The 16568-nt window shown below is 51.6% G+C and carries 1 protein-coding gene; it reads right to left on the bottom strand.

The window, feature by feature from the left end; genetic code table 11:
- Nucleotides 1–4: 4 nt before the first annotated feature.
- A complete protein-coding gene (locus XMA152_RS12770) occupies nucleotides 5–16471 on the bottom strand; it encodes a S8 family serine peptidase (RefSeq protein ID WP_173483530.1) in 16467 nt (5488 codons plus the stop codon).
- Between the last annotated feature and the right edge of the window lie 97 nt (nucleotides 16472–16568).

Genomic DNA, 16568 nt, shown 5'->3' with positions numbered 1-16568 from the left:
CCTACTAGATACCAACGAAGATGTCTGTTGCGCGAAGCTGAGTCGTAGGATCATCCAACGTAATGTGCATTACATCGATGGCTAAGCCTGAACCGCTACCATCCGCATCAAACTTCAATAGACCCTGTGCCGTATCAAATACAAAGTGATCATTCGGATCTAGCGCTATAGCGCCAGCCCCGGATACAAATGATTCTGCAGCCACTAATCCTGAACTTTGTAATCCAAGTGATTGAGCATCAATACCGAAACTTGCCAGATCCACAATCAACAGATCATTACCGACTTCAAAGTCAGTAATACGGTCTGCAGCGACATCCACTCCGTTGTAAGACGCGATAAACTGGTCACCTCCCGCGCCCCCGGTCAAAGTATCTACACCAAGACCACCTTCGAGAATATTGTCTGCTGAGTTACCAACAAGCTCGTTATTAGCGCTGTTACCGATGGCAACTAGGTTAGCCAAACCGACAAGCTGTACGTTCTCAATCCCATCCATCAATTGAACGTCGAGTATCGAGCGCAGAGTATCGATACCGCCCGTATCAATAATGGTGTCTAGGTCATCACTGAGCACATAGGTGTCGTTACCCAGTCCACCCTCTAGCGTGTCAGCACCAAGACCGCCAGCTAGAATATTGTTGCCAGAGTTTCCGACAATGTGGTTATCAAGCGAGTTACCACCGGCTGTAAAATCACCACCCTCTGCAAGTTCAAGATTCTCGATATTAGATGCTAGGGTGTAGCTTGATGAGGCTATAACCTTATCAATCCCAGCATTAGCGAGTTCAACGACCCTATCAGAGCGAGAGCTAACATAATAGGTGTCATCCCCGGCTCCGCCTGCCATTAGGTCAATACCCTCTCCACCGTCTAGCGTATCATCGCCGCCTTCACCCAGCAGAGTATCTCTGCCCGCTAGACCCGTCAGGGTGTTAGACTCGTCATTGCCTGCTAACAAGTTGGCAAGCCCGTTACCCGTCAGATCAATAGCCGCACCAGCCGCAGCGGTTAGATTTTCTACATTATCCGGAGCCGTCAGATTAATAGAGGTAACAACTAAGTCATTACCGCCTACGCCTCCACCTATGACCTCAAGGACTACATCACCAGCATTGTCTACCAAGTAGGTATCATCACCCGGACCGCCCGCCATGAAGTCACTTCCTGAACCACCATCTAGGTAGTCTTTACCGGCGGAGCCATCAAGGTAGTCGGTACCGCTTCCACCAAAGAGTTGGTCATTACCCAACCCACCCAACAGACGGTCATTGCCCGCATTGCCCACAAGGGTATCGTTTCCGCCATTACCGTATAGAGCGTCAGCGTCGATACTACCGTAGAGCTCATCTGCACCTGACGTACCCGTTGTGCTGGTGGCATCACCCGATATTTCCAAAGCTAGACTGAAGTTAGTCGCGGCACCCTCGGGATCAACCGCCTGAATAGTCAACGAGCCTACCGGGCCGTTAACATTCTCAGTGAGGGTGTAGCTGAGGTTCGCCAACTGATCGAATGTCAGCACCTGATTAATTTGCAATGCAACATTATTCAGAGTCACTGTACCCAAAGTTGGAAGACCAATCACCGTTACGTACTCAAGCACCGATTCCGCATCTGTCGGCGTCGCCAAATCGAGCGGCACCGTGACAGATGATTGATCTGCAGAGTAGTTAACCACTAACTTACTCGACTCAGGTTCAAACACTGGCGCGTCGTTCTCGGCTGTGACAAAGAGATGCACTGAGCTATCAGCAAAAACACCATCTTCATCCGTCGCGCGATAACGCACATAACCCGCATCACCATTGGCATCTGCCGCCGTACGGTACACCAGCTCCGTCAACTCATCTGCAGTGAGTGTTGCACCAACTGAGAGCGCATTACCCAGTTTGTCGATCAGAGAGCCGAAGGTTGGTATTCCTGTGATCTCAATGCTGACGTCAGTCCCCTCAGGGTCGAACGGCAGCGTAATACCCAGTGCAACATCACCCTCGTCCTCGCGCAGAACCACTTCGGACGGGCTCTCAAGAACTGGCGCCTGGTTATCACCAAACTGAAGTGTAAGAATGTCTGACGCGATCTCCCCGAACTCATCAACCGCTTCAACCTTGAGTTTAAGCTGACCGATAAAGTCTTCCGGTGGAACACCCACAAACTTACCTTGGACGGGGTCAAAAGTGAGCCAATCTGGAATTTCCCCACCAGCTGCATCTGTTACATTCAGTTCCAAATCGACTAGTGAAGTCTGGTTACTGCTGTCAGGATCACTGAACGCGTCCTCTGGAAGCGCAAAGTCGATACCCATACCCGACTCCAGATAAACTGGCGTGTCAAAGAACGTCGTATTGGCAACTGGCGCGCTGTTACCCACCTTCGAGCTCAGATTCACCTCTGCATCGGCAAACACGAGGCGCTCAACGCCCGTGAGCGTATTCACACCCTCATTGCCACCCGTCGATAAGTTGTCAGTGACTGTCAGAACCTCAGTATCTGGGTTCCACGCCAGTGTGAACTCATCGCGGTTACCTGCAAATACAACCACGTCAGCACCCCGGCCGGCATTGATGGTATCGTTGCCTAAGCCCGCCTCAATCGTATCATCACCATCATAGGTATCGATGATATTGTTCTCAGCATTACCAACAACGCGATCGTCACCAGATCCAGTGTAAGCATTCTCGATGGTCGTCCAATCAGCGATTGTGTGCCCAACACCATTGGCCGCAATAATGCCTTGCGTTAGGTCGATGTAAGTATCAAAACGCACTGGCGACGCGTTGATTGCATCGATACCGTACTCATCTTCAAGCACGCGGCTAGAAGCTGCCGTAAAGCCCTCATCGGTGAACACATAGATATCATTACCCTGAGTTTGCTCACCGTAGAGACGTAGCGACAAACTGTGCAGCGTACCGACTTGCTCAGCGCGAGTATCTTCGATCTCTACTGTCCAAGTACCCGATGCAGACTCACCCCAGAACTGAACGCTTGAGAAGTCCCACAGCAGATGCTGAGGCACGCCACTCGCGTCGCCTGAGAGACCAAATGGCAGTTCTGCATTCACAGTTGGGCGGTTCATCAATGTTGATTGCGTGCCATCCGGTGAGGTCAGTGTGATAATCAGATCACCCATACGGGCATGGCGAATATCGATGCCGAGCTCAACGTGCTCAACGCTTAACGATGAATCGATCTCGAAGGTTGCAGTGTACTTCTCTCCCGTACCGTCAGGAATGGTATCGACCAGACCAAATTTACGTGCCGAGGCTGTTGCTTCGTTTATTGAAGTATTCTGTTTTGTCCAAGTCCGCGCCAGCTGTACAGCCGAATAGGCATCTACTAAGCCGAAGCCAGCTTTGTCATTGAACGAGAGACCGCCGAGGTTGAAATCAGATGCACCATTGACCTTCCAGTCCTGCACATCCGGATGCCAAGCACTGTAGGTCAAGATTTTCTGTACATCCCGGTAACCCAGATCAGGGTTAGCCTCCAGCATCAATGCGACTACACCGGACACCAGCGGTGCAGCCGCAGAGGTACCACTAAAGTTCGGTGAGAATGCACTTCCTGGTGCCACACCCCAGCCAGGTTTAACCCGGTCTGTCGTGACCATGCTCTCGCCATAAGTACTGATCAGAACCGATGCACCCGGCGTTGAGAAGCCCGAAGCCGTATTATCAGGTGCTGCTGCACCAACCGTGATAACTTCGCGCGCGTTCTGGAAGTTATGGTAGTTGGTATTGTCACCTGAGCCAGCACTGTTGCCTGCGGAGAAGACAAAGACCGTACCAAGACCACCTCGGCCATCTTCGACGCCCTTGCGCAGACCCATCCAAGCGAAGGTCAGCTCGGTACTGTTGAAGTTATCACCGAATTGATCGATGGCACCCCAAGAGTTATTACTCACATCGAACTGGTACTGAAGATTGAGTGCCTCAGTGATTTGCCCCCAAGTCCACTTAACGCGGGTAGAGACCAGATCGACATCGTAGGCAGAGCCGACAAGACCGGTTTCGTTGTTAGCGACAGCACCGATGATGCCAGCTACTAGCGTGCCATGGTTATCTGGTGGCAGTCCAACCAAGTATGGATATTTGGGCGAACCATCACGCGTGTCGAACTGAGTATCATAGGCAAGTGCAAAATCTAGGTTTTCAATAAGGTCTGGATGCATCGTATCGATACCATCATCCACAACGCCGACCTTAATCCCTGCGCCCGTGTACTGGTTGTTAAGCTCTGAGATGAAGCTCTGATCAAGATACCATTGAGTAGCACGCAGAGGATCCGCAACGCCTGAGTACAACTCGCGCACACGCAGTGTATACGTGCCTGTCGACGTCGAGTTTGAGCCTACATCAAGGTAGTAATCACCTGTTGAACCCGCTGTAAACTGGATATGAGAATCCAGCCCCGCACCGGCATCATCATCCATTACCAGTTGATTACCGGCTGAATCCAGCAATCGCAGGGTAGAGTCACCAAGCGTACCGGCGCCATCGCCATCGCCTAATACATCAAAGACATAGACTTTACCTTCAGTCAAAGTCATCCGGACCCAGTCATGGTCACCCGCGTAATTAATTTCGCCAGCAACCGGCTGGCCAGGGCCAACAACAACGGCGCTCTGAGTATCGGCGCTGATATCGTCTTCAAGGCCTTCGGTAGTCCCGCGCAGGCGAGTATCAACGACATAGGTACCTGTGTTGCCCGGCAGATCTGGTGCCGATACTTCCAGGTAGTAGAGGCCATCATCAAATACCGATACTGCCATCTCCGAACGGCCAGTCAGTTCATCAAATGATGCCGCCGTCACAAGCTGTCCAGAACTATTGAGCAGGCGTAGGCTCGATTCACCGAGCGAACCCAAGCCATCGAAATAGCTCTTAACGGAGAAGTCGTAGATGTTGCCTGTCGTCAGGCTAACGGCAAATAGATCCTTGTCGCCTGCCTCGTCGATCTTGCCCGACAGGGTTTCGTTGATCGCAAAGATCGTATCGTTAGCCGTATCGTAATCAGTGACCAAATTCGGACGGTCATCCGCCTGATCTACGCCCAGATCCACGACACGCAGTTGGTACTGACCGGTGCTGGTTGCATATTCAGGAGAGAGATTGATCTCCAGCGTGCCGCTGCTCGGTGCAGTAAACTCGCCCTCTTCAAACGAGCTTGGTGCCTGCGCCTGCATGATTGGTTCGATATTGCGCTCATCGAAGATCAACTCACCGATAGAGATGTTGGCATTCGCAATATTTCCTTCCACACCGCTGAAAGTAATTTCAGCCAGTGGCCTATCAGCTGCGGGGACAAACTGATCAGGGAAGAAAAACGCCCCTAGGGTAATCTCACCGGCGGTATCGAGGTTAGACTCCCCAAAGGCGCCCGTTGCGAAACTCGCCCCATCCACAGCGGTAATAACCGACGCGTTGTAGCTAAAGTGAAGATCAAACGCCTCTAGGCCTGAGGCGAAATCAGGTGCGACCGCCGTATTTACAAACAGCTGCAGGGTATGAGTACCATCGCCGTTGTCTACCCAATTCTGGGTTAACGCATCAATCTGCTGTACACCGGACCCATCAGGCTTCCAGGTCATTAGCAACTTGGCAGAGTCGAGAGGCGCGGTACTACCATCGCGCACTGCCACTGTCTCGATACGGTAGCTGTGGCCCTCTTGCAGGCTAACCGTGTATGTATCGGTATCCCCTGCTAGACCAATTTTTCCCAACACCTCAGTCTGAGTAATGGTGCCATCGCTGGTAAACGACAGAGAAACCGGGCCTGCACTATCTTCATCTGAGGCGTCACCCTCAACGAGAGTAGCAATGTAGGCACCCTTAGCGCCAGCACCGTCGATGACACGTGCGTAGTAGGTACCATCAGCTGATGCTTTAAATGTAGCCGCCGCAAGACCATTGTCTGTCTCTAGGCCATCACCGATTGCAACGGTTGTACCCTGCGCGTTAACAACCTCAACAAGCGGGCGGCTCAGAGCCGACCCGGTATCCAATTCGACCTGGAATGAGAGCACCTGACCCTCAGTTGCGGTGAAGGTGAACCAATCCTCATCAAAGTCTGTCGCCAGACCTACCGAGTCGTAGGCGCGTACGCCAAATTCACCGTCGTTGTACTGAATACCGCCCAGAATCTTCTGATTAAGCGTGATAGCGGTCGCATCGTTCTGGGTGTTGCTGTGATCATCCGGTGCACGAGTGATCAGAGTGTAACTACCTGTATCCTCTTGGCCGTTGGCCGCTTTGACAACCAAGTAGAATCTACCAGACGCAACGGGAGTATGCTGGATAGCAGGCTCGTTGGAGATCAGCATATCGTCAACAGACTTCACTAGAGTGCCGTCGGCAGCGCGCAGCTCAAGAACGGGATCATCCAGGGTACCCATACCACTGGTGCTCGCTTTGGCACGGAAGACATACGACTCCCCGGCAGCCAGATCGATGGCAAACCAGTCCTGATCGTTAGAGGTGAGTAGTTCTTTATTGACGCTATCACCTGGTGTGAGAACCTCAGTTGTACTGATGTCGTTAAGAACATCATCCGCAGGAATGTTGCGCTCAGCCACTTCCAGAGTGTACGTGCCACGACCGTTGTCACGGTGTGCCGACGCTTCGATGTAGTAGGTACCCGCTGCACTCGGCGCAAAGAAGAGCTTAGCGTCGTTACCTTTGCCCGAGTTATTGTTAAAGTCGACCAGCTTACCGGCACTGTTAAAGATGCGTACGGTAGGATCCGTAAGTGTGCCGCCGTTACCCGCCAAGCCTTTCAGATCAATCTGATAAATTTTTCCAGCTTCAAAGCTGATCGCAAAGGTATCTTTATCCCCGGGGATACCGATCTTACCCGAAGTGGTTACTGCATTATTGGTATCAAGCACCAATGCGGTTGCCGCGGCATCCAAGGTATCGGCATGATCATCGGGTGGTGCAAGCGAGACATCCAGTGCATAAGCACCAATGTCATACTTAAATGCACTGCGCGCCTCAAGGTAGTACTTACCAGAGGCGTCAGGCGTAAAGTAGGCCACGGCATTGAGCGATCCGTCGCTATCGTCCACGCGTTCGATAATGTTGCCAAACTCATCGCGAATGTAGAGCAGTGGATCAGTCAGCGGATCCAACTGCACACCATCCGCGATATCGCCTGCGAGCGTAATGACATAAGTGGTATTTGCGCTCAAACCAACCGCAAACCAGTCACTATCGCCAATGTAAGAGACAAGCCCCTGTGCAGTCTCGCCAACCGTCGCTACACCAACGGTGTTAACGTCGTTAGAGAAATCATCCGCCAGCGTTGAGCCGCGCAGGATGTAGGTACCTTTGTAAGCGTTACCCGAGGCACCCGCATCCAAGAAGTACCAGCCTGAGTCCGACGCTGAGTAATAGAGCTGAGCATCGTTACCGGTGCCGCTGTTGTCATCCTGAACCAGCAAACGACCTGTCGCAGATCGTAGCGAGAGCTGCGGATCGCCAAGCGTGGTGCTATCGAGGTTAAAGTCGTATGTCAGGCCCTTATCCAGCCAGATCTTGAACCAGTCATGGTCGGACAGCTGGTTAATTTCACTCTCTACAGTAAAGCGGTTGGTGGCATTCCACTCGATACGCTCAGTCGTAGAGACGTTACCCGCGATAGTGTCCAGACTCTCCTGAACCAGCGTCCAAGAACCTTTATTGATACCTGCCACATCGGTAACAGAAAGGTAATAGGTACCCGTATCGACCGGACGGAAGACAATCGAATCATCGGTACCCACGGCACCGACACCAATACCAAGCCCTGATTCAATCAAGCGGCCCTGTGAATCACGCAGTTCAAGTTTTGGATCGACTAGCGTACCACCGTTAGAGGAAACACCTTGCAGAGTGAACTCGTACTTAGTACCGCCGATAAGTTCGGTGCGGATCCAGTCCGCATCGGCTCGGTCACCGATGTAGCCACGGATGATGCCATCCTGCGGATCCATCTCACCGAGGGTATCGATACTGCCGGCGTAGTCATCTAAGTACTTGATGGTAAAGACGTAGTCTTCTACAACCTCACTAAGGTTATTTACGGAGACGATTACTTCACCGCCCTCGTAAGGTACATATGTACCAGATTCAGAAACTACAGGTAGCCACTTATAGTCAGGGTTGAAGTAAGAAGCGTAATAACTGTAGCGAGAACCGGTAACTAAGGATTCAAAGCTGATTTTCTGTCCTGTTTCAGCATCCCAGAAATGGTAGCGAGAACCATCCCCACTAGGCGAGGAGCCCTCTATTACCATCGGGGAGTTAGGCACTAGTGTGATGCGATACAAGTCGAGATCAGCTGCATAATCGGAAGAACCGCTTACCTGCTTGCCATACTCAATGGCAGTCAGTTGGCTGTAGGCAGTTAAGTTATCGCTACCTATGAAATTGTAAGGTGTATCCCATTCGCTTTCTGATCCAGGGGCATCATCTATTACTACAGTGGTGTCAGCAAACTCGAGTGTTAAAACACCAGATAGCGTATCGGTACCATCTTCCTCAGTGCCGCGGGCATGTTGGATGGTAAACGTTGAGCCAATTGGAGAGCGATCGTAATCGGCAAGGTTACCCGTAAACACCGCAGTACCGATATTGGAGATTGAGTCATCTCCACCACCGCCCTGGAACTTACCGTTGATGCCGTCGCCAGAGTAACTATCAGCAGAACTTGTACCGACAATGGTGTCGCCGACTTTTGTGTAAACCGAGCCACTACCATCGAGGCTCCAATTCGCGAATTGCGTCTCTGTTAGTACAATCCGGCTTGTACCGTGGTAAACATTCTCGACGTTTGTGAGCGTTACACTCGTTAGATCAATGAAGCTAGCTTGGCTGACGTCTAGCGTATCGCTTCCGTCGCCACCATCAATCGTCGCGGCGAGAGCGCCGTAACGAGAGTAGTAGAGAACGTCATCACCTGAACCAAGTGATGCGCTGAAGGAGGTATCGTTATTAACTTGAATACGATCCAGTTCCGACGAACCGGTCAGTGTATCCAAATCACCATAGATGTAGACTCGAGAATTCGAATTAGTATCACTTGATACCAGATTAGTGCTCAGGTCTAAGTCGCCGTGATCTCCATAGAGATACGCCCGATAAAAGTCTGCAGTACTGGTTGAGAAATTGTCCGAGCTGAAATCACCGTCACCTTGGATAGTCAGGATTAGTGCGTTGGCACTAGAAGCAACATGGTTGATGGAAGTAAACGCGTTCCATTGGTCGGTCTGAATAGTTAAGCGGTTCCAATTCCCGTCTGTCTTAAGAATTTCCAGCTCTTCTACGTTGGCCAGAGCGCCAGCTAGGAACGTGTATTGCCCGTCATACTTGCTATTGAAGTCAAGCACCAACGTATCAGTCCCGGCTCCGCCATCAATTCGGTCCCCGGATAACTGCTGACTGTTCTTGGAATAAGCTCCACCACCGAGCACAAGCTGATCATCACCTGCGCCACCGACTAGTGTATCTACACCCTTACCCCCAACAAGCGTATCGGCACCGTCACCACCCGAGAGATAATCAGCGCCTCGACCACCGTATACCAGGTCGGCTTGTGATCCACCGCTGATATTGTCGTCTGCAGCCGAACCCAAAATACCGGTACTGGTCACAATTTCAGTATCGGTATTTGGAAGCAAGATCCGTGCTCCGTTGATCAGGCTGAGCGTTGACGGCAAACTAAAGTCAGTAGCATCACCGTTAAGCTGTACGGTTACACCGTTGAGTTTCGATAAGCCATTCAACTGCGACGCATTCAGAGTAACGGTAGCCTCACCCTTGATCGACTCAATACCCGACAGTTTGGCACTGGTTAAGTCCTGAGTACCACCAACCAACAGGGTGTCAAAACCTTCACCACCAATCAGTGTATCCGCAACAATCGCGCGACCTCTAACATCAAGCGTATCCGCTCCAGCACCACCATCTAGGCGATCGATCCCTTCGCCACCGACGAGTCGGTCATCGCCACCGCCGCCCTGAAGATTGTCATTGCCGCCGTTACCGGTCAGCACGTTGTTCTGGTCGTTACCGATAAGGGTATCCGCACCCTCTGACCCACTAAGACCTGCATACACAGAGTCAGACGACAGCTCGACCGTGCCTGCACGCTCAAGCGACAAGGTGAAATCAGTATAGGCATCCGCCGCTACTGTGACCTTGTCTCCAAACGCCGCCCACTGCGTTTGTGTCATCGACAGTGATTCACTATCCACCTCAAGCGAGTCGATGTTTTGTAGCGTAAAGCTGGATAGATCAACATCCCCGGCAGTGATTACAAGCGTATTACTGCCCGTGCCGCCATCAACCGTACCGGATGCATTGGTGCTACCTGTCACAGTAATTCGATCATCACCCTCAGCGGTATTCAGGCTTAGATTGCCACCAGTCAGTGTCAAACTATCAGCAGACGCTGTTCCCGTGAGTGTGTAAGTTTGATCATCAGCAATCGACCAATGCATGGCGTGCACGCCGGTTGCGACCAGTTTTGCCAAATCAATGGCACCACCACCCACAAAACTTAGAACCCCGAAGCCGCTGACACTCTCTAGCGATGCGAGCTGAGAGGCCGTAAGAACAAGCTTCGCCGACGAGTCCTTGTTAGCCTGCACCACACGTTCAATACTATTGAGCGTGGCAGCTGAAATATCGGCTAGTGACCCGTTTAACTCCAGACTGTCTGTACCAATACCACCGTTGAACTGCCCCGTAAGTGCAGCTGCCGATGTAGCATCAATCTGGATACGGTCGTTACCGCTTCCAGCATCGACCTGATCACCCGAACCAACATAGAGCATGTTATCGCCGGTACCGGTCGAGATACTATCCGCCCCAGCGGTGCCTTGAAGTCGGTAGTTACCCGCTAGCGCACTGCCCGTGAAGATATCACCCGATTCATCATCCAACACAAAAGTAATATTTTGAGCGCTGAGTATGCCTAGATCGAGTAGCGCCTGGGCTGAGTAACTCGTTGTACTATTCGACCCATCAATGACTTCAATATTGGCAATCGTTAAGCCAGATAGATCAGCATTCGAGGAAACCTTTAACGTGTCGGTATCTGCTCCACCATCCACGCTACCGAGCGGGCCTGTAGTGCCGGATACATCGATGAGATCATCGCCTGCGCCACCGCTCAGTGCATTCGAACCTTCCCAATCACGAATAACGTCATCGCCACCGGCGGCATTAATGATGTCATCGCCAGCACCACCCTTTATCTCCTCGCCTATATCGGCGCCATTAACGGTGTCATCACCGCCGCGGGCATCAATGTAGGTGATATTATTTACCGCGTCTCCGGCAATCGTTTCACTGGTGTCATCACCAATTTTCACTAAGTCCAAACGGATCTGGTAATCCAGAAGATCGCCCACTTCGGCACTGCTTGAATAGACATTGTAGTCCCAAACTTTCAGGTCTAAGCGCTGATACGCCCCGGCAAAGGCGGCACCGGATTGATACTGGGTCGGATTAACTAAGACTTCCCAATGGCCTTCTGATACATAAGGCCCAAACGTCGAAATGATGGAACCCGTATCTACATTTTCGAACTGGAGCACATCGGAGGAGCCCGCCGCATAGAAAGCCCATTGCGTGCGGGCATTATAATTCAGTGCATTTTCGGAGTAGTTATCAATTGAGATACGAAGTGTCGCATTAACATCTACGGCTGGGGTCAGAGCTACTTGGAAGTAGTCTTGATCAAGGTTGTAGCTACTAGATTGAGCGATGGCCAATGATCCGGAGATTATTTCTCCGACGCTGTAAGCGTCCGTACTTGGCGAATTCGACTCAGCATCCAGAACAATATCGCCGTCATTAAAGCGCAGAATCTGGATATTGCGCAGGGTATCGGTACCGTCCCTGTCAGCCACTTTATCTTTGACGATAAGGCCAAGGTTGCGGTCGTAACGGGCGTTTTGATCCCAACTAAGATCGTACTCAGCCAGGTTACCGCTAAAGATCGCGACGTTGGCCGAACCAGCACCGCCATCAATCCAGTCATCAGAACCGCCGCCTTCGATTTCATCATCGCCGCCCTCTCCGAACAGGCGGTCCATTCGAGCCGAACCGGTAATGGCATCGTCACCATCGCGCGCCCAGATCTCTTCGTAGTTATCCCCTGCGATTAGGGTATCTGCACCACTCGCGCCATCGGTGGTGCGGCGCATGATGAAGCTGTAGGACTGAGTACCGGCAGGGGATGAACTATTGCCTGGATTGGCGTAATAGTGATCAGTGTAGATGTACTGCTCGCCGTCTATAGACGTCGTGAAGTTTCGGACTTGATCGTTCGAACTAAAATATTGCTCTCCACCGGATTCTGGTCTTATGTACAAACGATTAGGCGAACTACTAACCAAAGATTGAATAGCAATTTCCTGCCCTGCAACCGTATCAAACAGGAAGTAATCGTAATCATCTTTGTAGTCGAAACGGCCGGTGACTAACTCACCAAACCCGATCTTGGTATTGCTAGGATCATCACTGTTGCCGTAATCATCGAGCTTGATCTCAATGACATTGCCATCCGTTGGCGACACAAAGCGAAGGACCTGAATATTGGTGAGTGTATCTACCCCTTCATCTGTGGCATTTTTCGGATCGTTCGGGTTCACGCTAAGGTCGGTCAACAGGATTGTCCCGTCATCCTGAGCCGCCCACATAAAGGCATCAGGTGTACCGGAAACCTCGTAGGTGTTAATGCCGGAACCGCCATCAATGGTGTCATCACCGGCACCGCCGATCAGCGTTTGATCACCCTGTCCTTGTGTCAGTGTATCGTCACCATCCGTACCCACATAACGTGGCGATATCACTTCTGCGCCGTTCAGCAGCGTCTTGCTGTTGATCTGGTACTCGTCAGTTGACTGAGTTAAAACAACAGAAACGCCGTCCAAGGTCGTAATATTTGCCAACTGAGCACCGGTCATACGAACGGTGCCACTACCTTTGAGGGTTTCAATATTCGATAGGGTCGCGCCGGTCAGATCCTGGCCATTTTCAACAATCAATGTATCGGTATCAGCACCGCCATCAATGGTATCGGTGACCACCGATTTTCCGCGCACATCAAGTTTGTCGTTGCCCGCTCCTCCATCGAGAGCATCAACACCTTCACCGGATACTAGGGTGTCAGCATTATCTCCGCCTGATAGCACATCATTGCCGGCACCACCGGCCAAGATATCCTGACTGACCCCACCGACCAGCGTATTATCATTGGCGTCCCCTTGCAGACCGACAAAGCCCGCTGGGAGGTTGCCCACGTCGTAGGTTCCGGCCCCGTCTATTTTAAGAATCAGCCCCGCTGTACCAGTGATTCCAGCAGCTAGCGCATCGTATTGGGCTTGAGTTAGTGAGAGACTGGAGGAGAAGGCTTCTAAACGCTCGATACCGGTAATGGTCGTTTCAGAGAGATCGACCGCACCGCCGGTGATTTTTAACGTATCTGTGCCAGCACCACCATCGATGCGGTCCTTAACAAGTGACTTACTATCGATCGTAATCTTGTCATTGCCACTACCCGCATAGACCGTATCAACACCTTTTCCGGTATTGATGACATCATCACCGTCTCCGGCGTTTACCGCATCCGCGCCAGCGTGAGTAGAGATGAAGTCAGCCGCCGACGACCCTGTAATGGTGAACGCAGCATCGCCCTCAAAGCTGACCGTTGCACCGGCCTCTAGAGTCACCGCCGACAAGTCGACGCTGCCACCATCCACGACTACAAAATTAGCACCAGATAGAACTGAGAATTGAGCGAACTGGGTGGCGGTTAGATAGATATTCTCTGGAGAAATGTTATAGCTAACGCCATTCGTTGAATATGTACTAGGAGTGACAAGGAATGTTTCAAAACCCTCAAGTGTTGATTGTGTAAAGTCGATCGACACCCGTTTTTCTGGGTTGTTACTGACATACCAGTTTGATCCACCTATGTCGTGACGTGTATATGAGTGGAAGTATGCTTCAACAGTATCCGAGCCGGCACCGCCGAAATATTCGCCCTCAATGATGTAGCTCTGATTATCAACATCACTCTTGGTTGATATCCCATAGTACCCGTAGCGTTCGGTGTTATTGCTGGTGCTAACATAACCAAAATAAAGTGTGTCACTCCCTGCCCCTGCATCAACCGTGTCAGCCCCAGCGTAGGAGCGGATCAGATTGTTGCCAGCACCGGCGGTTATAGTGTCAATGCCGGAGGTGCCTCTGACTTCAAAATCACCTGCCAATTGCGATGCATCGAGCGATGTGCCGGTAATGATCACACCATCAGCGCGTGTTAGTCCCGATAGTTGATCCTGGGTCAGAGTTATTTTATTGGCACCAGAGCCCACTATATTTTCAATACTGGCGAATGTGGCAGTTGAGAAGTCGGCCGTACCAGAAACCTTGATAGTGTCCGTCCCGTCTCCACCATCAAAGAGATCGGCAACGGTACTTTCACCACTGACAATAAAAGTATCATCACCCGCCTCGCCGTAGAGCACGTCAGTGCCCGCCCCACCGATTATCTGGTCGTTACCGCCGCCAGCATAGATCGTATCGTCGCCTGTGCCGCCATCGAACGCCTCATCAACATCACGGCCAGTTAGGGTGTCGTTACCCGCAAGACCCGAGAGCTCTTCAACCTGCTCCGCAATAGTCGCGCCATCAGTTGTCAGTGCGTTATCGCCGGCGTCACCCTCGCGGTAGCGGGAGATGCTGATGCTGTAGCTACCGAAAGCTTCCGTATTCGCAGGGAGCTCACCATTTTGGCTAAGCTGGTAATCGTAATAGCGTGCTCCGTACCCCTCTACGACAATGAACGCCTGACCACCGGAAAATGGACCATCTTCTCCATTAGTGCCCCACTGAACCCCTTTAATGAGATAGGTTGCGGTGCCCGAACCGGGCATGCTGAGGCTCGTCTCAACCGAAGATGACGCAACATTTTCGAACTGCAGCGTATATCCAGATGAGTTGACGAATCTAACGGTGCCGTTAGAGGCAGACAACGGTCGTGACAGGGTGACTTTGATTGTACTGTCGGGAGTTACCTTACCGTAGTCAAAGCTGAAAGGTATCCAATCGAAATCGTTAGAGAGATTGTAACTTCCCTCGATTAACTCACCCATGTACGTGTAATCGTCTCGACCCGAGATATCAGACCCCTGAAGGACGTCATAATCGTCAATCGTGATATCCTGATCGTCGAACCGAAGTATCTCGACACCCTGAACATAGCTCACCTCACCGGAGGCACGGTTTTTAACCGTCCACCAAGTGCCTTGAGCCGGTGTATTGTCGGAGTAATCACTTATCGTGACGCTGTAGTCGGCAAAATCACCACCAAACACCGCGATATCTTTATCGTCCTTCTCGTCACCCCCTATGATGACATCGGCGCCACCGCCGGAGAGGATGACATCATCACCCAGACCACCGATTAAGTACTCATCGCGCGCGCTGCCTTCAATACGGTCATCGCCAGCACCGGCATCGATGTACTCGAAATCGCTACCCGCCTGAAGCGTCTGATCGGTTTCGTCGCCGATCAGGTCGCGGTAAATCGTGAGCTTGTAGGGATCCAAGGCATTAAGCGAGATAGTCGTATTACGAAGCTCGACATAACCCTCGCCATTGGCATCTAAAGTTCCGGCGTCAAGGTAGGTCGTGTCAGGCCAAGTTCTGCCCGACTGATTTGACAGGTCTGCCGTATACAATTTGGTGGAACCGCCGGAACCATAGATGAGGTAGTGCACCGCCTGATTTTCGGTCCCGCCTGAGACCGTAAACCAGTCGCTATCCCCAACAAAGGTGGTACCACTGAAGGTCTCACCAAAGTTAAGCTGGATGTTATTTGCGTCTTGAACGCTGGAGACATCATCGACATTTCGTTCGGTGTCAGTGCCCGCAAAGCGAATGACCTGCACATTTTCCAGGATCTGTTCACCCTGATACTCGGCAGGTGCGCCATCCACCGGAGAAACTTTAACCGTCCCGTCAGCCTGACGCGCTATCTTGTAGTAGTACTCAGCACCCGGCAGCACGACGGTATTGAAACCAGCCTGCCCATCAATTGTGTCATTACCGCCCTCGGAGTAGATCAGGTCATCGCCCGCCGTCCCGGTCAAGGTGTCCGGACCCGTCGTACCCTCGATGGCATCAGCTACGCTGAGTGTCACGCTCTGCTGTGTGGTCGTCACACCATCAGATGCTATAACCACGAAGCTCAGCGCAGGTAAGGTTTCATAATCAGTAACGCCTGAGTAGGTGACCTCGCCAGTCGTTGAATTAATCGCCAGACCGGACGTAGCGCCCTCCGCAAGTGAGTAGGTTATAGTCCCCGTTGAAGAGTCATCGTAACTCGCGCTAGCCACATACAGAACATCGCCAGCTTTTATCCGCTCTTGGATATTAAGTTGCGCAGGAGAATCAAAAACGATAGCCATAAAACACTCCAGATGACAGTTTCGGAGACTGCGTCTAAAAATATAGACAAAATAGTTTACAACGCAGCAAGTTTCAATTGCAAGAATACCTGTACGG

Source organism: Marinobacterium sp. xm-a-152 (genome assembly GCF_013282965.1).
Taxonomy (GTDB): Bacteria; Pseudomonadota; Gammaproteobacteria; order Pseudomonadales; family Balneatricaceae; genus Marinobacterium_E.
The sequence above is the reverse complement of the archived record's forward strand: the minus strand, read 5'-3'. Positions and strand labels throughout refer to the sequence as shown.